This is a genomic window from Variovorax gossypii (assembly GCF_003965815.1).
Classification (GTDB): domain Bacteria; phylum Pseudomonadota; class Gammaproteobacteria; order Burkholderiales; family Burkholderiaceae_C; genus Variovorax; species Variovorax gossypii.
In genome coordinates, this window is record NZ_RXOE01000001.1 from 323,335 (window position 1) to 343,700 (window position 20,366).

The window sequence follows — 20,366 nt, forward strand, 5'->3', positions numbered from 1 at the left end:
CCACGAGAAAAAACCATGGAACATGTGCTCCCACCCCTGCCGTACGCACTGGACGCGCTGGCACCCGAGTATTCGAAGGAAACCCTCGAGTACCACTACGGCAAGCACCACAACGCCTACGTGGTGAACCTCAACAACCTGCAGAAGGGCACCGAGTTCGAATCGATGACGCTCGAGGAGATCGTCAAGAAGTCCAGCGGCGGCATCTACAACAACGCCGCGCAGATCTGGAACCACACCTTCTTCTGGAACTGCATGAAGCCGCAAGGCGGCGGCGCTCCCACCGGCGCGCTGGCCAAGGCCATCGAAGCCAAGTGGGGCAGCTACGACGCCTTCAAGGAAGCCTTCGTGAAGTCGGCCGTGGGCAACTTCGGCTCGGGCTGGACCTGGCTGGTGAAGAAGGCCGACGGCTCGGTGGACATCGTGAACACGGGCGCTGCCGGCACGCCGCTGACGACCGCCGACACCGCGCTGCTGACGGTGGACGTCTGGGAGCACGCCTACTACATCGACTACCGCAACCTGCGCCCGAAGTTCGTCGAGACCTTCCTGGCCAAGCTGGTCAACTGGGACTTCGTCGCCAAGAACTTCGGCTGATCCCGAACTCGCCCAACAAAAAAGCCGACCCATGGTCGGCTTTTTTGTCGGCTATGGACAGCAAATGATCAGCGCTTGCCGGCTGCGAACAACTCGCCGCCGAGCTTGGCGCCCTTCTTGATGTTCTTCTTGGCGAACCAGCCCTGGTTCATTTCGAGCACGTAGCGCACCGGCTCCTGCGAGCAATGCGTGCTCTCGGTCATGGGCTGCATGTCGGCCAGGTTGACGATTCGGCCATCGTCGGCAACGAAGGCGGCGGTCAGCGGCAGGATCGTGTTGCGCATCCAGAAGCACTGTGTTGCCGGTTGCTCGAACACAAAGATCATGCCTTCGGCCTGGGGCATTTCCTTGCGGAACATCAGGCCGATTTCACGTTGAAGAGGGGTTTGCGCGACCTGCGCGTCGATCTTGTACAGGCCGACCGACAGTTGCGTGCGCGGCAGGTCGGTCTGGGGTTGCTGCTGGGCATGTGCCGGCATCATGAACGATGCGGATGCGAGAAGCAGGGAGAGCAGGGCGGCTAGACGCTTGATGAGCATCGGACGACTCTTTCAGGGCGGGGCCAGGGCCCGGCCTGGATTAAAAATGCCAATAAAAATGCCCGCTGATGCGGGCATTGCCGGTGAGCGGGGAAGCTTACACCTTCTTGGCAGCGGCCGTGTGGGCCTTGGCAACGTGGCGAACCTTGTGCTTCTTGGCCGCGGCGTGCTTCTTGGCAGGAGCGTGCTTGGCGGCAGCCTTGGCTGCGGGTGCGGGAGCAGCCGTGGTGGGTTCGGCTTGTTGAGCGAAAGCGCCGACGGCGAAGAGACCGGCGACCAGGGCTGCGAGCAGCTTGTTCATGAACATATCCTTTGAAATTCGTTGATCTGGATTGGCCTTCTTGCGGAAGGTAGACATTCAACGAAGGCCGTTTTCCGCGGTTGACAGGACAAAGCTGCTTTCAGGCGAAAAAAAAGCGCTCCGAAGAGCGCTTCTTTTTTGCAGGCAGGCCGAATTACTTCGGGGTGCCGCCTTGGGTCGACTTGCGCTTGACGCTGCCGTCCTTGTTGCGACGACGCTGGTCGCGGGTTTCAGCACGCTTCTCGCCAGAGGCAGCAGCCTTGTCGGCACCGATGGCGCCGCCTTCGGGGGTCTTGGCTTCGTCGCCAGCCGGGCCCTTGACCTGGCCAGCGGGCTTGGCGGCCTTCTTGGTTTCGGCGCGCTGCTGCGACTTGCTGTTGGTGGCGTTGCCTTGCTCGGGCGTCGTACCTGCCGGGTTTTGGGCGTAGGCGCCAGCGGCGAACAGGCCAGCGATCATGACTGCGAGAATTTTGCTCATTGATGATTCCTCTATCGAGAATTGGTTGGAAACGCCTCCCGGCGAGCAGAAGGTCAGCCACTAACGAGGCCATTGGCCCGTCGGTTGACAAACGCTTGCTGATGGGTTGCGTCTAAAATGTACAGCGATTTGTTCGCCGGCTGTACAGCGGAATACGCGCCGTGTCTGAATTCGCTGACAGTTGTCAAAAGTACGTCAATCCCGGAGCCGTCCTCTCTCATGACCAGTTATCAGCACATCAAAGTCCCGACCGAAGGCCAGAAGATCACGGTCAACGCCGACAACTCCCTCAATGTGCCTGACCAACCGATCATTCCTTTCATCGAGGGCGATGGAACCGGCCTGGACATCACGCCGGTGATGCTGAAGGTGGTGGACGCCGCCGTGGCGAAGGCCTACGGCGGCAAGAAGAAGATCCATTGGATGGAGGTCTACGCCGGCGAGAAGTCGACCAAGGTCTACGGCCCCGACGTCTGGCTTCCCGAGGAAACGCTGCACGCCGTGCGCGACTACGTGATTTCCATCAAGGGTCCGCTGACCACGCCCGTCGGCGGCGGCATCCGTTCGCTGAACGTCGCGCTGCGCCAGGAACTCGACCTCTACGTCTGCCTGCGCCCCATCCAGTATTTCGAGGGCGTTCCGAGCCCGGTGCGCGAACCGCACAAGACGAACATGGTGATCTTCCGCGAGAACTCGGAAGACATCTACGCCGGCATCGAGTTCGAAGCCGAGAGCGAAAAGGCCAGGAAGCTCATCAAGTTCCTGCAGGACGAAATGGGCGTCAAGAAGATCCGCTTCCCCAACACTTCGGGCATCGGCGTCAAGCCCGTGTCGAGGGAGGGCACCGAGCGCCTCGTTCGCAAGGCGCTGCAATACGCGATCGACAACGACAAGCCCAGCGTCACCCTGGTGCACAAGGGCAACATCATGAAGTTCACCGAAGGTGGCTTCCGTGACTGGGGCTACGGCCTCGCTGCCAAGGAGTTCGGCGCCGAGCTGATCGACGGCGGCCCGTGGATGAAGTTCAAGAATCCCAAGACGGGCAAGGAAATCACCGTCAAGGACAGCATCGCCGACGCATTCCTGCAGCAGATCCTGCTGCGTCCCGCCGAATACAGCGTGATCGCCACGCTCAACCTCAATGGCGACTACGTGTCCGACGCGCTCGCCGCGCAGGTGGGCGGCATCGGCATCGCCCCGGGCGCGAACCTGAGCGATACCGTCGCCATGTTCGAGGCCACCCACGGCACGGCCCCCAAGTACGCCGGCAAGGACTACGTGAACCCCGGCTCCGAGATCCTCTCGGCCGAGATGATGCTGCGCCACATGGGCTGGAAGGAAGCCGCCGACCTGATCATCAGCTCGATGGAAAAGTCGATCGCCAGCAAGAAGGTCACCTACGACTTCGCGCGCCTGATGGACGGCGCGACGCAGGTGAGCTGCTCGGGCTTCGGCCAGGTGATGATCGACAACATGTAATTGCCGTGCATTCCGACGTCCCCGGGGCGTCGCGGCAATCGAAGGAGCCCTTGAACTTCCGGAAGGAATTCAAGGGTTTTTTATTGGTTTTTCATCCAGCGGCCAGCTGGAGTTTTTGCCTAAAACTCCTTGCCGCAGCCCTTCATCGAAATGCTGTCGCAAGCGCCGCAATCCCCTTGAATTGTCGGATATGCGCCACCAAGTTTTTCCGGGTCGGCACAGCGCTTGCACGCTCTATAGAATCATTTTCATGGCAACGAGAATTCCCAAAACTCCTACCACCCCGCCGGCGCAGAAACCGGCCGGGGACGACGGAGATTCGGTCGTCCTGGAGCGCCGGCCGCAGAAAACTGCGCCGCCCCAGATGTACCAGGTGGTGATGCTGAACGACGACTACACGCCCATGGAGTTCGTGATCGTCGTGCTGCAGGAATATTTCAACAAGGATCGCGAGACCGCCACCCAGATCATGCTCAAGATCCACCTCGATGGCCGGGGCGTCTGTGGGGTTTATTCCCGCGACATGGCCGCCACCAAGGTCAACCAGGTCATGGAAGCCGCGCAGCAGGCCGGGCATCCGCTCCAGTGCGTGAGCGAACCTGTTGCATGAACCAGTTGAATTGCGCAAGCTCCAACCCATCTGAGAACTTATTTACAGCAAGGCAAAAGGAAATCACATGATTGCCCAGGAACTGGAAGTCAGCTTGCACATGGCCTTCGTCGAGGCCCGGCAGCAACGCCACGAGTTCATCACCGTGGAACATCTGCTGCTCGCTTTGCTGGACAACCCGAGCGCCGCGGAAGTTCTGCGCGCCTGCTCGGCCAACGTCGACGACCTGCGGGCGTCGCTCACCAACTTCATCAAGGACAACACGCCCCAGGTGGCGGGTACCGACGATGTAGACACCCAGCCCACCCTGGGTTTCCAGCGCGTGATCCAGCGCGCCATCATGCATGTGCAGTCCACCGGCAACGGCAAGAAGGAAGTCACCGGCGCCAACGTGCTGGTCGCGATCTTCGGCGAGAAGGACTCGCACGCCGTGTACTACCTGCACCAGCAGGGTGTCACGCGCCTCGACGTGGTGAACTTCATCGCCCACGGCATCAAGAAGAGCGATCCGCCTGAAGCCGTCAAGGGCAGTGGCGAAGCTCCCTCGGGCGAAGGCGAAGAGGGTGGCGGCGAACGCAACGAGAAGGCTTCGCCGCTCGAGCAGTTCACGCAGAACCTCAACCAGATGGCCAAGGACGGCAAGATCGATCCGCTGATCGGCCGCGAGTACGAGGTCGAGCGCGTCATCCAGATCCTGTGCCGCCGGCGCAAGAACAACCCGCTGCTGGTCGGCGAGGCCGGCGTGGGCAAGACCGCCATCGCCGAGGGCCTCGCATGGCGCATCACTCAGGGCGACGTGCCGGAGATCCTGGCCGAGTCGAACGTGTTCTCGCTTGATATGGGCGCGCTGCTGGCCGGCACCAAGTACCGCGGCGATTTCGAACAGCGCCTGAAGGGCGTTCTGAAGTCGCTGAAGGACAAGCCGAACGCCATCCTCTTCATCGACGAGATCCACACCCTGATCGGTGCGGGTGCTGCCTCGGGCGGCACGCTCGACGCGTCGAACCTGCTCAAGCCGGCGCTCTCGAGCGGCCAGCTCAAGTGCATCGGCGCGACCACCTTCACCGAATACCGCGGCATCTTCGAGAAAGACGCGGCCCTGTCGCGTCGTTTCCAGAAGGTCGACGTGGTCGAGCCGTCGGTGCAGGAAACCGTCGACATCCTGAAGGGCCTGAAGTCGCGCTTCGAGGAACACCACGGCGTGAAGTACGCCGTGGCGGCCCTGCAGGCCGCGGCCGAGCTCAGCGCCAAGTACATCAATGACCGTCACCTGCCCGACAAGGCGATCGACGTCATCGACGAAGCCGGCGCAGCCCAGCGCATCCTGCCGCCGAGCAAGCGCAAGAAGACCATCAGCAAGACCGAAGTCGAGGAAATCGTGGCGAAGATCGCGCGCATTCCCCCGGCCAACGTCAGCAACGACGACCGCAGCAAGCTGCAGACCATCGAGCGCGACCTCAAGAGCGTTGTGTTCGGCCAGGACAAGGCACTCGAAGTGCTCGCCTCGGCGGTAAAGATGGCTCGCTCGGGCCTCGGCAAGGGCGACAAGCCCATCGGCTCGTTCCTGTTCTCCGGCCCCACCGGCGTGGGCAAGACCGAGGCCGCGAAGCAGCTCGCCTACATCATGGGCATCGAGCTGATCCGCTTCGACATGTCGGAGTACATGGAGCGTCACGCGGTGAGCCGCCTGATCGGCGCGCCTCCGGGCTACGTCGGTTTCGACCAGGGCGGCCTGCTGACCGAAGCCGTCACGAAGAAGCCGCACGCGGTACTGCTGCTCGACGAAATCGAGAAGGCGCACCCGGACATCTTCAATGTGCTGCTGCAGGTCATGGACCATGGCACGCTGACCGACAACAACGGACGCAAGGCCGACTTCCGCAACGTCATCATCATCATGACGACGAATGCGGGCGCCGAGACCATGAACAAGGCGACCATCGGCTTCACCAACCCGCGTCAGGCGGGCGACGAAATGGGCGACATCAAGCGTCTGTTCTCGCCTGAATTCCGCAACCGGCTGGACGCCATCGTCAACTTCAAGGCACTCGACGAACAGGTCATCCTGCGCGTGGTCGACAAGTTCCTGCTGCAGCTGGAAACCCAGCTCAGCGAGAAGAAGGTGGAAGTCACCTTCAGCGACAAGCTGCGCAAGCACCTGGCGAAGAAGGGCTTCGATCCGCTGATGGGCGCACGTCCGATGCAGCGTCTGATCCAGGACACGATCCGTCGTGCACTGGCCGACGAACTGCTGTTCGGACGCCTTACCGACGGTGGCCGCCTCGAAGTCGACCTCGACGACAAGGACGAAGTGCTGCTCGACATCCAGCCGCTTCCGAAGAAGGAGGGCAAGTCCAAGCCCGAAGCAGAGGAAGCAGCAGCAGGGTGATACCTTGCGGTTCCTGAAATGAAGCCAAAGGCCGGTAGCATCGCTACCGGCCTTTTTCTTTGGGCCCGCCCATATCGAATCACCGTCACAGCCGCCCCAGCCGCCTCCCGCCTTGATCCTCCCCGAACTCAGCCACGAATGGAAAACCGGCCTCTCCCTCGCATGGAGCGGCTACATCGCGGTGTTGTCGGTGTGGATCGTGATGCAGAAGCGCGCACCGGTGTCGACGATGAGTTGGATCCTCTCGCTGGCGCTGCTGCCGTTCGCGGGCTTCGTCGTCTATTACTTCCTCGGGCCGCAGCGCTTGAAGAAGCAACGTCTCAAGCGGCTTCGCAGCCGTGCTGGCGCCTCGGCCCAGGCCGACGTGGCACGGCTGCGCGACGCAGCGCAGAACGCGCCACCGGCGCTGCAGCAGATGGCGAAGCTGGGCACCGCGACCTGCGGGCTGCCGGTGTCGAGCGCCGTCGACGTCGAGCTGCTCTCGGGCGGCGCACGCACCTTCGATGCGATCTTCGAAGCGGTGCGCGCCGCACGAAACCACATCCACCTCGAGTACTACATCTTCGAGCCCGACAGGATCGGCACCGCGCTGCGCGACCTGCTGACAGAGCGCGCCAAGGAGGGCGTGAAGGTACGCCTGCTGATCGACGCGCTCGGCTCCAAGCGCATCGGCCGCAAGTTCATGGCGCCCATGCTGGAGGCGGGCGTCGAGGTGGCGCTCTTCCACGACACCAAGATCGGCCGCCGCCTGCGCCCCGTGACCAACTACCGCACCCACCGCAAGATCGTGGTGTGCGACGGACGCGTCGGCTTCACGGGCGGCGTGAACATCACCGACGAGGAAGACAAGCGCACCAACCCCGACGCCTACCACGACGTGCACCTGCGCATCGAAGGCAGCGCGGTGCGCTGGCTGCAGACCACCTTTCTCGAAGACTGGGCTTATGCCACCGGCGAGAACCTGCGCGGCCTGGACGATGCCCTGAACGCCATGCTGCCCCAGCTGGAGGCGGGCGACATCCCCGTGCAGATCGTCACCAGCGGCCCCGACAGCCCCATGGAGGCCATCCACCGCATGCACGTCGAAGCCATCCATTCGGCCACGCACCGCGCCTGGCTCACCACGCCGTACTTCGTGCCCGGCGAGCCGGCGCTCATGGCATTGACGAGCGCCGCGCTGCGCGGCGTCGACGTGCGCCTGCTGGTGCCGCGCCGCAGCGACTCGGCCATCGTGAGCGCCGCCGCGCGTTCGTACTTCGACGAGCTGATCGCCGCCGGCGTGAAGGTGTGGGAGTACAAGGCCCGCATGCTCCATTCCAAGACCTTGGTGGTGGACGACCATTGCGCGATGATCGGCACGGCCAATTTCGACAACCGCAGCTTCCGCCTCAACTTCGAGGTCTGCGCGGTGGTCTATGGTCCGGAACTGTCCCGGCCGCTCGCGACGCAGTTCGAGACCGACCTGCACAGCTCCGGCGCGGTGCGCGCCAACCGGCGCCAGGGCTTCTGGCGCCGCCTCGGCGACGCCATCGCCCGCCTGTTTTCACCCTTGCTCTGAATGAACCACACCTTTCTCTGGCACGACTACGAAACCTTCGGCGCGGTGCCGCGCCGCGATCGTCCATCGCAGTTCGCGGCCATCCGCACCGACGCCGAGCTCAACGAGGTCGGCGAGCCGCTGATGATCTACTGCAAGCCCGCGCCGGACTACCTGCCCAGCCCCGAGGCCTGTCTCATCACCGGCATCACGCCGCAGCTGTGCCTGGAGCGCGGCATTCCCGAACACGAATTCGCCGCGCAGATCGAGCGCGCCTTCTCGCAGCCCGGCACCATCGGCGTGGGTTACAACACCATTCGCTTCGACGACGAGGTCACGCGCTTCCTGTTCTGGCGCAACCTGATCGATCCGTACGCGCGCGAATGGCAGAACGACTGCGGCCGCTGGGACCTGCTCGACGTGGTGCGCCTCACGTATGCGCTGCGCCCCGAAGGCATCGAGTGGCCGAAGAAGGAAGACGGCAAGCCCAGCTTCAAGCTCGAAGACCTGGCGCGCGCCAACGGCCTGCTGCACGAGTCGGCGCACGATGCGCTGTCTGACGTGCGCGCCACCATCGCGCTGGCTCGCCTCATCCGCGGCAAGCAGCCCAAGCTGTTCGACTTCGCCTTCGGCCTGCACAAGAAGGACCGCGTCGCCACCGAACTGGGCCTGCCCGCGACGCGCGAGACCGCGAAGCCCTTCCTGCACGTCTCGGGCATGTTTCCGGTCGAGCGCGGCTGCCTGGCCGTGATGTGGCCGCTGGCGAGCCACCCCACCAACAAGAACGAGCTGCTGGCCTGGGACCTGGCCCATGACCCCAGCGAGCTGCGCGACATCGACGTCGAGACGCTGCGGCTGCGCCTCTTCACCCGCACGGCCGACCTGCCCGAGGGCGTGGTGCGCCTGCCGATCAAGGGCGTGCACCTCAACAAGTCGCCGATGGTCGTCGGCAACCTGCGCACGCTCGCAGCGCCCATGGCCGAGCGCTGGGGCGTCGACCTCGACACGGCGATGCGCCACGCGGCCATCGCGCGCGACCTGCCCGACATGAGCGCCATCTGGTCGCAGGTCTACGCCCGGCCCAAGGAGGCCACGCCCGATGTCGACGAAGACCTGTACGGCGGCTTCGTCGGCAATGCTGACCGGCGGCGCCTGAACCAGCTGCGGGGCCTGTCGCCCGAGGAGCTGGCGAAGGACCGCACAGGCTTCGACGATGGCCGGCTCGACGAGATCCTCTTCCGCTACCGTGCGCGCAACTGGCCCGAGCTGCTCAACGAAGAAGAGGTCGAGCGCTGGGAGGCACTGCGCGTTGCAAAGCTCTTCAAGGGCGAGGGCGGGGCGCGCACCATCGAGATGCTGTTCAGCGAAGTCGATGCGCTCTCGGAGAACGCCGACGAGCGCGGAGAAGAGATCCTCGGCGCGCTCTACGAATACGCCGAGGCCATCGCGCCCGAGGCCTGATCTACAGACCGGACCGTGCAGCCATGAGCCTGAGCATCAACGCCGAACTCTCGAAGGGGCTCGAAAGCTACGGGCTCTACCTGTCGGACGGCTGCCTGCTGCCGACGCCGCTGCGCTTCGAGACGCCGGCGCGCGTCTGGCATGCGGCGCAGTTGCATGGCCGCTGCTCCATTGGCGCGTACTCGAGCATCTCGCCCGGCGCGCTGCTGGTCGACGTGAGCATGGGGCGCTACTGCTCGATCGGCGACGGCGTGCAGACCCTGTCGGACCATCCTGCCGACTGGTTCACGACGCACATGCTGGCCTACGCGCCCAACTTTCCCGCGCCGTACCGGCACCAGTCCGTAGGGCAGTTCCCGTCGCATTCGCCGGTGACCATCGGCAACGACGTTTGGATCGGCTCGCGCGTCAGCCTCAAGAGCGGCATCACCATCGGAGACGGCGCGGTGATCGGCGCCGGCGCGATCGTGACGCGCGACGTGGCGCCTTTCACCGTGGTGGGCGGCGTGCCGGCGCGCGTCATCCGCCAGCGCTTTCCCGACGCGCTCGTCGAACGCATCCGCGCCTGCCCCTGGTGGGACTGGGACCTGCGCACGCTGGCGCTCGACTGGCAGCGTCCGGAGGCGGCCCAGTCGATGCTCGAAGAAGCCGTTGCCGCGGGCAGCCTGTCGCGCTGGAACCCTGGCTGGCGCCTGCTCGACCGCGGCGAGCCGCCCGCCGAAGGCCAGCCGGCACCGCTCGTTTTTCTGCCGGGTTGAAGACGGCGCATGGAGGTAGCTCGCATGAAGACAGCAGGCATTCCATCTCTTGCTCGCGCTGCATTGGTGGCGGCCCTGGCGTCCGTCGCGCTGGCCGGATGCGGCTCCTTGCCGTCGTCGCCCGGCGGTGCGAAGGCCTGCGGCAGCGGCTTCGAAACCTTCGAGCGCGACACGCTGTATTTCGGCCGTGCCATTCCCTCGGGCGGCCAGGTGTCGGACGCCGAGTGGACGGCCTTCCTGGACGCCACCGTGACGCCGGCCTTTCCGCAGGGCCTGACGGTGATCGATGCCGCCGGCCAGTGGCGCGGCGTATCGGGCGACGTGGTGCGCGAGCGCTCCAAGCTGGTCGTGCTGCTGCACCCGCGCAGCGAGAAGGACGATGCAGCCATCGCGACCATCGTCGGTGTCTACCGCCAGCGCTTCGCGCAGGAGGCCGTGCTGCAGGAGAGGCAGGCCGTCTGCGTCCGCTTCTGAACGACCGCCTCCGAAAGCGCCGTGGCCGCGAGGCTACAGCTTGATTCCCGCTCCCTTGACCGTCGGCCCGAGCACATCGACCTGCTCCTTCACGAAGCCGTTGAACACGGCCACCGTCTCCGGCTTGGCCACGATGCCCAGCTCGGTCAGCTTCTTCTGGATCTCGGGCATGGCCAGCACTTCGTTGCAGGCCGCGTTGAGCCGCGTCACCACGTCCGGCGGCAGCCTGGCCGGCCCCGATAGGCCGAAGAAATTCTCGAGCACCAGCTTCGGCTGACGCAGCTCGACCATCGTGGGCACGTCCGGCATCAGCGGCGAACGCTGCGTGCCCGTCACGGCCAGCGGCACCAGCTGGCCGCTCTTGAAGAAGGGAACGTACGAGGTGATGACGTCGATGCCCACCGGAATGGTGTTGGCGATCAGGTCGGTGGTCATCGGCGCACCGCCGCGATAGGGCACGTGCACCATGTTGATCCCGGTGACCTTCTTCAGCAGCTCGCCGTGGATGTGCCCGACGGACCCGGGGCCGCCCGAGCCGAAGTCGATGCGGCCTTCCTTGCGCGCCAGCGCCTCGAAGTCGGCGAAGGTCTTGAGGCCGGAAGGCTTGCTCGCCATGACCACCAGCGGTGCCGCGCCCAGGTAGGCGACGTGCGTGAAGCCCGTTACCGGGTCGTAGGGCAGCTTGTCGAGCGTGAACGGCCCGAGCGCGATCGGCGTGGTGTTCGACAGCATCAGCGTGTAGCCGTCGGCCGGCGACGACGCCACAAGCGCGCCGCCGATGGTGCCGCCCGCGCCGGGCTTGTTGTCGACCACCACGGGCTGCCCCAGCTTCTTCGCGAGCTGCTCCGCCATTACGCGCGCCAGCACGTCGCTGGAGCCGCCGGGCGGGAAGGTCACGATGATCTTGATGGCCCGGTCGGGCCATTGGGCGAAGGCGGGCAGGGCGGTGGAGGCTATGCCTGCGGCAAGAATCTGCAGCGCATCGCGCCGCGTGAGGCGAGAGGGGCGGGTGTGGATCATGGCGTTCTCCGGCGACGGACAAGAGTCAGGGCTTTAGCAGGAATCGGGCCGCCGACTTATGCTCGCCGCATGTCCGCCAACCCCGCCGCATACGCCGAGCTCGCCGACTTCGCCACACGCCACCGCAAGCTCTTCGTGCTCACGGGCGCGGGGTGCAGCACCGATTCGGGCATCCCCGATTACCGCGACGTCGACGGCGAATGGAAGCGCCCGTCGCCCGTCACCTACCAGGCCTTCATGGGCGAGGAGTCCACGCGACAGCGTTACTGGGCGCGCAGCCTGATCGGCTGGCCGACCATGGCCGGTGCCCGTCCGGGCGCCGCGCACCGCGCGCTGGCGCAGCTCGGCGAGGCGGGCAGGGTGGGCCTGCTGCTCACGCAGAACGTCGATGGCCTGCACGAGGCGGCCGGCAGCCGGGGCGCCATCGACCTGCATGGCCGCATCGACACCGTGCGCTGCATGGGCTGTGAGCAGCGCACGCCGCGCGCGGAACTCCAGGTCGAACTGCGGCGACGCAACCCGCGATGGGCCGAGCTGGAGGCCCGCGCCGCGCCCGATGGCGACGCAGACCTCGAAGGCCGCGATTTCTCGAGTTTCGACGTGCCGGCCTGCCCGCATTGCGGCGGGCTGCTCAAGCCCGACGTGGTGTTCTTCGGCGAGAGCGTGCCGAAGGAGCGCGTCAACGCTGCCTTCGCCGCTCTGGAAGATGCCGACGCCGTGCTCGTGGCCGGTTCATCGCTGATGGTGTATTCGGGCTTTCGCTTCGTGCAGGCCGCCGTCGCCGCGGGCAAGCCAGTGGCTGCGGTGAACCTGGGGCGCACGCGGGCCGATCCGCTTCTCTCGCTGAAGGTGGAACGCCCAGTCGGCGAGGCGCTGACGGCGCTTGCGCAGGAGATTGCCTAGCTCCGGCCCGATGCCTTGAGCAGGGAGCGGATGAAGGCGTCGACCGCCGTGGTGTAGGTGCCGGGCAGCCCCAGTTCGGCATTGATCTGTGCGTGCGAGAGATCTTCTGGCACCACCTCCGCGCGGCCGCCTGTTGCCGTGATGCGCGTCTCGAACTGCCGGGCCTGCGTGCACGAGCCGTCGCGGCGTTGGGTGGAACACACCAGCAGCATCGGCGGCGCGCCGGGCGCCAGCGTGTCGGTGGGCGACACGCTGCGCCAGAAGGCGGGATCGCTGCCGAACACGCGGTCGTAGAAGGGCATGTGTCGGCGCTGCATCAGCGCGGCCGTATCGAGCGCTGCGCTGTCCAGCGCAACGGTGCCGAGCCACGGACGGGCAGCTTGCTGCCGGGCGATGGAAGGCGATGCGCTGAGCAGCGCCACGAGGTGCGCGCCGGCCGAATGTCCCATGAGCACGAAGCGGCCGGCGTCGCCGCCCCACGAGGGGGCGCTCGCCTGCGCGGTGGCGACGGCACGCGCGACGTCCTGCGCCTGCTGCAGCACGTCGACCTGCGGCACGAAGCGGTAGCTCACCGAGACGAGGATGAAGCCCTGTCCGCGCACCCAGTGCTCGACCTTCTGGCTCACCACCGAGGCCGCCGCCTTGTCGCCGAACATCCAGGCCCCGCCATGGACCATCACGAGCACCGGCGCGCCTTGCTGCGGATTCGGCGGCAGGTAGACGTCCATGCGCTGGCGCGGATCGGGGCCGTAGGGCTGGTCGGCCAGCACGCGCACGCCGGCGGGCGGCGCGGCCGTTTCGGCGGTCGGCTGTGCAATGGCCTGCGAGAACGCCAGTGCCAGCAGCAGCGCCGCCGCGAAGATCCGTGCAAGACGCTTCATGAGAGGACTCCCCGTGAACCGATGAGGGCCGGATTTTCGCGCGGCAGCAGCCCTGTCGCCGGACTGACCGCTCCGCTCAACCGGCGTGCTTCGGCGCCATCCAGCTCGTCGAGGCGCCCCGGCCCGCGATGTGGAGGCTGGCGGTGGCGGCGGGCGTCTCGGCCAGCAACTGCCCCTTGCGGAACACCTTGAGCCGAGCGGCGCGCAGCCGGATCGCCTCGACCGGGTCGCGCGCCTGCAGCAGCACGAAGCTGGCGTCGCAGCCGGCCTCGAGACCGTAGTTCTCCAGGTGCATCACGCGCGCGGCATTCGTCGTCACCGCCTCGAAGCACTGGCGGATGCCGGCCTGGCTCGTCATCTGCGCCACGTGCAGGCCCATGTGCGCCACTTCGAGCATGTCGCCCGAGCCCATGCCGTACCAGGGGTCCATCACGCAGTCGTGGCCGAAGGCGACGTTCACGCCGGCTGCCATGAGTTCGGGCACGCGCGTCATGCCGCGGCGCTTGGGGTAGGTGTCGTGGCGGCCCTGCAGCGTGATGTTGATCAGCGGGTTGGAAACCACGGAGACGCCGCTCTGCGCGATCAGCGGAAGCAGCTTGCTCACGTAGTAGTTGTCCATCGAGTGCATCGAGGTGCAGTGCGAGCCGGTCACGCGGCCCTGCAGCCCGAGGCGATGGGCCTCGAAGGCCAGCGTCTCGATGTGGCGCGAGAGCGGGTCGTCCGATTCGTCGCAGTGCATGTCGACCAGCTTGCCGCGCGACGCCGCGATCTCGCACAGCAGCTTCACGCTCGCCGCGCCGTCGGCCATGGTGCGCTCGAAGTGCGGGATGCCGCCGACCACGTCCACGCCCTTGTCGAGGGCGCGCTCCAGGTTCTCGACGCCGCCCGGCGAGCGCAGCACGCCGTCCTGCGGAAAGGCGACCAGCTGCAGCTCGAGGTACGGCGCCACCTTGCGCTTGACCTCCAGCAGCGCATCGACCGCGAGCAGGCTCGGGTCGCTGGTGTCGACGTGGGAGCGCACGGCCAGCAGCCCCTTGGCCACTGCCCAGTCGCAGTACGCCAGCGCGCGCTCGACGAGCGCATCGGCCGTGAGCAGCGGCTTCAGCTCGCCCCACAGCGCGATGCCTTCGAGCAGCGTGCCGCTCTGGTTGACGCGCGGCAGGCCGTAGCTCAGCGTGGCGTCCATGTGGAAGTGCGGATCGACGAAGTGCGGCGAGAGCAGCAGGCCCTGCGCATCCAGCTTCTCGTGGGCAGGCACGTCGAGGCCCGGCGTGACTTCGGCGATCCGCCCGCCCTGCACGGCGACCGACATGCCGGTGCGGCCGTCGGGGAGGGTGGCGTTGGTGATGAGGAGGTCGAGCATCGTGGAGGCCTTTTCTTGTTCCTCGCGAGGCTATCGGAGAGCCCAGCGGTTGTTCCGGTTGTGGATGTAGATGTACACGTTGTCGCTGCGGTCGCGAGCGACGCCGGCGCTGCCCCATGGGAATGCGGTCGAGGTGCCGGAAACGCCCATGGAGGCCAGCCAGCGTTCGTGAAAACGGTACCGCTGGTCGACGCTGCCGTAGAAGTCGGCGTCCTCGAGCTTGCACAGGGCAGGTGTCGTGAGCGTGAGGAAGCAGCTGACCAGCAGAAACTCCTCGAAGCGCAGTTCGAGCTGCGCGGTCATGTCGCCGGATGTGGTGGTCGCGCGTGCGAATACGCAATCGACGAGCCGGCCTTCGACATGCACGGCCTGGGCCGTCTGCACGAAGGAGTCCGGCAGGCTGTCGGCGCGGGTGTCGATGCCGGCAACGATCCCGGCCGCCGAGAGACGACCGTTCGTGATGTCCAGATGGAGCGCCGTGTTCACCTCACCGCCCGGATGCCGGCGTCTCAGCGCGTGTTCTGCGCCCGGTAGCGGTATTGCCCCGGCGCGGGCCCGACCTCGATGGTCACGCGGCGCAGCTTCTGGTCGTGTCCCGAATCGGCCTTCGCGGTGACGACGATGCCGCGCGGCGTGGCGCGGCAGGTGAGGTCGGAAAGAGAGATTTCCGCGTGGTCGTTGTCGAGCTCGGCAATGGCCACCGTGTGCTCGGCGCGCAGGCTGCCGTTGGCGTCGCGCGTCATCCATTGCACGTAGAGGAACGACTGCGCGTACTGCTCGGCGTGCACCACGCGGTAGGTGCCCTGGTGGTCCTTGCCCCAGGTGCCGCACATCTGCACCCAGGTCACCGCGTCGGCCGTGCTGAAGGCTTCGTAGCCGTAGTTCATGCCCAGTGCGTGAGCGCCGTTGCCGCCCGATCCCAGCAATGCCAGCAATGCCGCGAGCAGTGCGCCTCGCGCGGCGGTGGCGGTCCTCGTGGTCATCAGCGTTCCCCCTTGCGGTACGGTTTCATCAGTGCCTGCGGGTAGCTCGCCTTGCGCGCCACCAGCACCAGCGCCAGGATCGACAGCAGGTAGGGCAGCATCAGGTAGATCTGGTAGGGCAGCACGGCGTCGCCGGATTGTTGCAGCCGAAGCTGCAGCGCGTCGAAGAAGGCGAACAGCAGCGCGCCCAGCAGGGCCTTGCCCGGCCGCCAGGAGGCGAACACCACCAGCGCCACGCAGATCCAGCCCCGGCCGTTCACCATGTTGAAGAAGAAGGCATTGAAGGCCGACAGCGTGAGGAAGGAGCCCGCCATGCCCATCAGCGCGGAGCCAGCGACGATCGCGCCGGTGCGCGTGGCCGCGACCGACACGCCCTGGCTCTCGGCAGCCTGCGGGTTCTCGCCGGCCATGCGAAGCGCGAGGCCCAGCGGCGTGCGATACAGCAGCCAGCCGACGGCAGGCACCAGCAGCAGCGCGAACAGCGTCAGCGAAGTCTGTGCATTCAGCACGGGCACCGGCAGCCAGTCCATCGGCGCGAATGGCGTGATGGTGGGCGGCGTGTTCACCTTCGGAAAGCTCACGCGGTAGCCGAAGTAGCTCAGCGCGGTCGCCAGCAGCGTGATGCCCAGCCCCGAGACGTGCTGCGAAAGCGCCAGCCCGACGGTCAGGAAGGCATGCAGCAGCCCGAAAACCATGCCCGCGAGCGCGGCCACGGCCACGCCCACCCACAGCGGCGCGCCGGCATACACCGCGAGCCAGCCGGTGAAGGCGCCCGCGACCATGATCCCCTCGATGCCGAGGTTGAGCACCCCCGCGCGCTCGCACAGCAGCACGCCGAGCGTGCCCAGGATGAGCGGCGTGGCGATGCGCAGCACCGCGACCCAGAAGGATGCGTTGACGAGGATGTCGAGGAGGTCGCTCATCTACTTCTTCAGCTTGATCTGGTACTGCGTGAGCAGCGTCGCGACCAGCACCGCGATCAGCGAGGCCGCGACGATCACGTCGGCGATGTACGTCGGCACGCCGACCGCGCGGCTCATGGTGTCGGCGCCCACCAGCACGCCCGCCACGAATACCGCCGCGGCGATCACGCCCAGCGGATGCAGCCCCGCCAGCATCGCGATCACGATGCCGGTGTAGCCATAGCCCGGCGACATGTCGAGCGTGACGTAGCTGGTGCGGCCCGCCACCTCGATGGCGCCGGCAAGGCCTGCCAGCGCACCCGAGAGCAGGGCGACCATCACCACGGTCCGCGTCACCGGCACGCCGGCAAAGGCGGCGGCGCGCGCGTTCGCGCCCACGGCGCGGATGTCGAAGCCCAGCACGGTGTACTTGAAGATCGCCCAGACCATCACCGAGAGCGACACCGCCCACAAGAGGCCGGTGTGCACCCGTGTCTGCGCGACGAGCTTGCCCAGCTCCAGGTCGGACTGCAGCGACACGCTCTGCGGCCAGCCCATGGCGGTCGGGTCCTTCATCGGCCCGTCGAGCAGCGCCGACACGCCCAGCAGCACGATGAAGTTGATCAGCAGCGTGGTCACGACCTCGTCCACGCCCAGCCTGTTCTTCATGAGCGCCGGGCCCAGCAGCATCAGCGCGCCGGCGATAGCGGCGGCGAGCATCATCAGCGGAAACAGCAGCCAAGGCGAAAGCTCGAAGCCGGTGCCCCCATGCATGCCGCCCACCGCCACCGCAGCCAGCGCGCCGGCATACAGCTGGCCTTCCGCGCCGATGTTGAAGAGCCGCGCCTTGAAGGCGACCGTGGCCGCCAGCCCGGTGAGGATCAGCGGGATCGCGCGCGTCAGCGTCTCGCTCCAGGCGAACACCGAGCCGAAACCGCCCTGCAGCAGCAGCGCGTAGGTGCGGCCGATCGGCGCGCCGGCCCACAGCACCAGCAGCGCGCTGATCGCCATCGTGAAGAGCACCGCGCCGATGGGGGCGAGCACCAGCGCCGTGCGCGAGGTCTCGTGGCGTCGTTCGAGCCGCATCATGACGAGGCTCCCTTGCTGGCCTGGGATGCGGACGTCGCGCCGGCCATGGCCAGCCCGATGGCCTCGCGCGTCCATGCCGCCGCCGGGCGCGCTTCGCCCAGGTGGCCTCCGTGCATCACCGCCACGCGGTCGCCGAGCGCGAGCACTTCGTCGAGGTCGTCGGAAATCACCAGCACGGCCGCGCCGGCGTCGCGCGCGGCGATCAGCTGCTGCTGCACGTAGGCGACGGCGCCGATGTCCAGGCCCCAGGTCGGCTGGTGCGCGACGATCAGGCGCGGTGCGCGGTTCGGGTGCTTGCGGTCGCCCTTGTCCAGGCCGGGGGGCGGCTCTGGTTGTTCAGGCGCCAGCAGGGCGCGGCCAAGAATCAGTTTCTGCATGTTCCCGCCCGAGAGCGAACGGGCGGGCGCCATCAGGCCGGCACCGCGCACGTCGAACGCCTTCTCGATGCGCCGTGCATGGAGCCGTGCGGCGGCGCGCTTCACTATCCACGACCAGCGCGAGAACACCGGGCTGCGCAGGCGCTCCGACACCGCGTTCTCCCACACCGGCAGGTCGCCGACCACGCCGACCGCATGCCGGTCTTCCGGGATGCGCGCGACGCCGCGCTGCACCAGCCGTGCAGGCGAGGGCGGCAGCGCGCGGCCCATCAGCTGCGCCGTGCCCGAGGCCGCGCGGCGCGTGCCGCACAGCAGTTCGGCCAGCGCGACCTGCCCGTTGCCGGAGACACCCGCGATGGCGGTGATCTCGCCCGCGCGAAGCGTCAGCGACACCTCGCGCAGCCGGTCGCGCCCGTCGCCCTTGTCGGAGGCCGCGGTGCTCACACGGTCGAGCACGCAGACGGCATCTCCCACCGATTTCGCGGGCCGGCGCTGCGGCGCTTCGACCGCATGCCCGACCATCCACAGCGCGAGCTGCGCCTGCGTGGTGCCCGCCGTACGTGCCTCGGCCACCAGCTTTCCGCCGCGCAGCACGGCGATGCGGTGCGACACGCGCAGCACCTCGTCGAGCTTGTGGCTGATGAAGATCACCGACAGCCCCTGCGCCACCATCTGCGCGAGCGTGGCGAAGAGCGCCTCGCTTTCCTGCGGCGTGAGCACGGCGGTCGGTTCGTCGAGGATCAGGATTCGCGCGCCGCGATACAGCGCCTTGAGAATTTCCACCCGCTGGCGCTCGCCGACGGACAGGCTTCCCACGAGCGCGTCAGGCTGCACCGGCAGCCCGAAGCGCCTGGCCACGTCGAGCAGCCGCTCGCACGCGGCCGCGCGGCGCGACACCGGGCGCCACAGCGGCTCGGTGCCCATCATCACGTTGTCGAGCACGCTCAGGTTGTCGGCCAACGTGAAGTGCTGGTGCACCATGCCCACGCCCGCGGCCAGCGCCGCCTTGGGGTTGCCCGGCGGCAGCGGCGAGCCGAAGACCTCGATGCCGCCCTCGTCGGCGACGTAGTGGCCGAAAAGAATGGACATCAGCGTGGACTTGCCCGCGCCGTTCTCGCCGAGCAGCGCCAGCACCTCGCCCGACTTCAGGTCGAGCGAGACCGCGTCGTTGGCGACGAGGGTGCCGAAGCGCTTGGTGATGCCCTGCAGGCGCAGGACGGTGGCCCTTGCTCCCTCCTCGGGAGGCAGCGGCGACGAAGGCGCCGTCACTTCCATGCGGCCAGGAAGGCCAGCATGACCTTGGCGGAGTTGTCCGCCGCGATGCCCATGAAGGTGCCCATCTCGTTCTCGCCGTCGCCGCCGCCCGCGAGGTCGCTGAGCGAGCGGAAGGCGATGAAAGGCACGCCATTGCTGTAGGCGACCATGCCCACGGCGGCGGTCTCCATGTCGAGCACGTTGGCCTGGAAGGTCTTGTAGGTGTATTCGCGGTAGGCCTTGTTGTCCATGAAGGCTTGGCCCGAGACGCCGTTTCCGCCCACCACCAGCTGGGGCTTGCGCGGCAGGCACTTGCCGGCGCTGCAGTTGGCGAGGTCGACGTTGCGGATGCTGCGCGCCACCTCGAGCATCTTCGGATCGGCCTCGAACCAGAACTTGCGCTGGATCTCGGGCCGCGCCGCAGAGCGCACCTCGACCGGGCGCGGGAACATCATGCCGAAGTTGGGCAGCGTCGCGTCGGTGATGAAGGGCGGCGCGGCGTATTTGCCAGGCGAGGTCTCGCGCGCCATCAGCACTTCGAGGTACTGGCCCCACTGCGCCGGCACGGTGACATCGCCCACGTGCAGCGACGGGTTCACGCCGCCTGCGATGCCGCTGAACACGATGTTCGTCACGCGGAAGCGGTTGAGCACCAGCTGCGTGTTCATCGTCGCGTTCGTCATGCTGATGCCCGACAGGAACAGCACCACCGGCTTGCCTTCGAGCGTGCCGGTGGTGAACTCCACGCCGTTCACGCTGTGCTTCACCGGGCCCTGCAGACGCGTCAGCAGCAGCTTCAGCTCGGGCTCGAAGGCCGAGAGCACCGCGATGCGCGGCGTGTCGTCGAGGCGGGTGCTGCTGTTGATGGCGACGGCGCCGCCCTTGTAGACACCCACGCAGCCGCTCAGGCCGATGGCCAGCGCGCCGGCTGCGAGGAGGGAACGCCAGCGGATCGTCGTCGTCATCGGCAT

21 protein-coding genes are annotated in these 20,366 nt (G+C 66.9%); 9 read left to right on the plus strand and 12 right to left on the minus strand.

Annotation, left to right across the window (positions count from 1 at the left end; genetic code table 11):
• Positions 1-15: 15 nt before the first annotated feature.
• Positions 16-597, plus strand: coding sequence for a superoxide dismutase (locus EJP69_RS01505; protein WP_126468491.1), 582 nt, complete (start codon positions 16-18; stop codon positions 595-597).
• 68 nt (positions 598-665) lie between these two features.
• Here EJP69_RS01505 and EJP69_RS01510 read toward each other — a convergent pair whose 3' ends face one another.
• The 3 genes from EJP69_RS01510 to EJP69_RS01520 all read right to left on the minus strand — a co-directional run bounded on the left by EJP69_RS01510 (position 666) and on the right by EJP69_RS01520 (position 1,915).
• Positions 666-1,136 carry a DUF192 domain-containing protein gene (locus EJP69_RS01510; protein ID WP_093194955.1) on the minus strand — a complete coding sequence of 157 codons (471 nt, stop codon included), beginning with the start codon at positions 1,134-1,136 and terminating at the stop codon, positions 666-668.
• A 97-nt stretch (positions 1,137-1,233) separates the two neighbouring features.
• Positions 1,234-1,437, minus strand: a complete 204-nt coding sequence (locus tag EJP69_RS01515) for a hypothetical protein (RefSeq protein ID WP_093195565.1) — start codon at positions 1,435-1,437, stop codon at positions 1,234-1,236.
• Between the two features lie 154 nt (positions 1,438-1,591).
• Positions 1,592-1,915, minus strand: a complete 324-nt coding sequence (locus EJP69_RS01520) for a nuclear transport factor 2 family protein (protein ID WP_093194956.1) — start codon at positions 1,913-1,915, stop codon at positions 1,592-1,594.
• Between the two features lie 219 nt (positions 1,916-2,134).
• Between EJP69_RS01520 and icd the strand changes: the two genes are divergently transcribed.
• The 7 genes from icd to EJP69_RS01555 all read left to right on the plus strand — a co-directional run bounded on the left by icd (position 2,135) and on the right by EJP69_RS01555 (position 10,623).
• Positions 2,135-3,394, plus strand: coding sequence for an NADP-dependent isocitrate dehydrogenase (icd, locus tag EJP69_RS01525; RefSeq protein ID WP_093194957.1), 1,260 nt, complete (start codon positions 2,135-2,137; stop codon positions 3,392-3,394).
• Between the two features lie 250 nt (positions 3,395-3,644).
• Positions 3,645-4,004 (plus strand): ATP-dependent Clp protease adapter ClpS, encoded by a 360-nt coding sequence (clpS, locus tag EJP69_RS01530; protein WP_093195566.1) that lies wholly within the window; start codon positions 3,645-3,647, stop codon positions 4,002-4,004.
• 67 nt (positions 4,005-4,071) lie between these two features.
• Entirely contained in the window at positions 4,072-6,393 is a 2,322-nt protein-coding gene (gene clpA, locus EJP69_RS01535; RefSeq protein ID WP_093194958.1) for an ATP-dependent Clp protease ATP-binding subunit ClpA, read from the plus strand.
• A 112-nt stretch (positions 6,394-6,505) separates the two neighbouring features.
• Entirely contained in the window at positions 6,506-7,951 is a 1,446-nt protein-coding gene (gene cls / locus EJP69_RS01540) for a cardiolipin synthase (protein WP_093306879.1), read from the plus strand.
• Positions 7,952-9,391, plus strand: a complete 1,440-nt coding sequence (gene sbcB / locus EJP69_RS01545) for an exodeoxyribonuclease I (protein ID WP_126468492.1) — start codon at positions 7,952-7,954, stop codon at positions 9,389-9,391.
• A gap of 23 nt (positions 9,392-9,414) precedes the next feature.
• On the plus strand, positions 9,415-10,149 hold the full coding sequence (locus EJP69_RS01550) for a CatB-related O-acetyltransferase (protein ID WP_170217024.1): 735 nt from the start codon (positions 9,415-9,417) through the stop codon (positions 10,147-10,149).
• 24 nt (positions 10,150-10,173) lie between these two features.
• Positions 10,174-10,623, plus strand: a complete 450-nt coding sequence (locus EJP69_RS01555; protein ID WP_093194962.1) for a DUF3574 domain-containing protein — start codon at positions 10,174-10,176, stop codon at positions 10,621-10,623.
• 33 nt (positions 10,624-10,656) lie between these two features.
• Here EJP69_RS01555 and EJP69_RS01560 read toward each other — a convergent pair whose 3' ends face one another.
• A complete protein-coding gene (locus EJP69_RS01560) occupies positions 10,657-11,643 on the minus strand; it encodes a Bug family tripartite tricarboxylate transporter substrate binding protein (protein WP_126468493.1) in 987 nt (328 codons plus the stop codon).
• A gap of 69 nt (positions 11,644-11,712) precedes the next feature.
• On the opposite strand from EJP69_RS01560, the gene EJP69_RS01565 reads away from it, so the two are divergent.
• Positions 11,713-12,546 (plus strand): NAD-dependent protein deacetylase, encoded by an 834-nt coding sequence (locus tag EJP69_RS01565; protein WP_126468494.1) that lies wholly within the window; start codon positions 11,713-11,715, stop codon positions 12,544-12,546.
• On the opposite strand, the gene EJP69_RS01570 is transcribed toward EJP69_RS01565, so the two are convergent.
• From EJP69_RS01570 to EJP69_RS01605, 8 genes are all read right to left on the minus strand, one after another.
• Entirely contained in the window at positions 12,543-13,427 is an 885-nt protein-coding gene (locus tag EJP69_RS01570) for an alpha/beta hydrolase (protein ID WP_126468495.1), read from the minus strand. The genes EJP69_RS01565 and EJP69_RS01570 overlap by 4 nt on opposite strands.
• 76 nt (positions 13,428-13,503) lie before the next feature.
• On the minus strand, positions 13,504-14,790 hold the full coding sequence (locus EJP69_RS01575; protein WP_126468496.1) for an amidohydrolase family protein: 1,287 nt from the start codon (positions 14,788-14,790) through the stop codon (positions 13,504-13,506).
• Positions 14,791-14,820: 30 nt separating this feature from the next.
• A complete protein-coding gene (locus tag EJP69_RS01580) occupies positions 14,821-15,276 on the minus strand; it encodes a hypothetical protein (protein WP_126468497.1) in 456 nt (151 codons plus the stop codon).
• A 23-nt stretch (positions 15,277-15,299) separates the two neighbouring features.
• Positions 15,300-15,773: a hypothetical protein gene (locus EJP69_RS01585; protein ID WP_093194968.1), complete on the minus strand. Its 474-nt coding sequence runs from the start codon at positions 15,771-15,773 to the stop codon at positions 15,300-15,302.
• Positions 15,773-16,696, minus strand: a complete 924-nt coding sequence (locus EJP69_RS01590; RefSeq protein ID WP_126468498.1) for an ABC transporter permease — start codon at positions 16,694-16,696, stop codon at positions 15,773-15,775. The genes EJP69_RS01585 and EJP69_RS01590 overlap by 1 nt, the downstream gene beginning before the upstream one ends.
• The gene (locus EJP69_RS01595) at positions 16,697-17,761 is read right to left on the minus strand and encodes an ABC transporter permease (RefSeq protein ID WP_176947614.1); all 1,065 of its coding nucleotides are present in this window, start codon (positions 17,759-17,761) and stop codon (positions 16,697-16,699) included.
• Positions 17,761-19,416: an ABC transporter ATP-binding protein gene (locus EJP69_RS01600; protein WP_126468499.1), complete on the minus strand. Its 1,656-nt coding sequence runs from the start codon at positions 19,414-19,416 to the stop codon at positions 17,761-17,763. Before EJP69_RS01600 ends, EJP69_RS01595 begins: the two co-directional genes overlap by 1 nt.
• Positions 19,407-20,360 carry a 5'-methylthioadenosine/S-adenosylhomocysteine nucleosidase gene (locus EJP69_RS01605; protein WP_126468500.1) on the minus strand — a complete coding sequence of 318 codons (954 nt, stop codon included), beginning with the start codon at positions 20,358-20,360 and terminating at the stop codon, positions 19,407-19,409. The genes EJP69_RS01600 and EJP69_RS01605 overlap by 10 nt, the downstream gene beginning before the upstream one ends.
• Positions 20,361-20,366 lie beyond the last annotated feature (6 nt).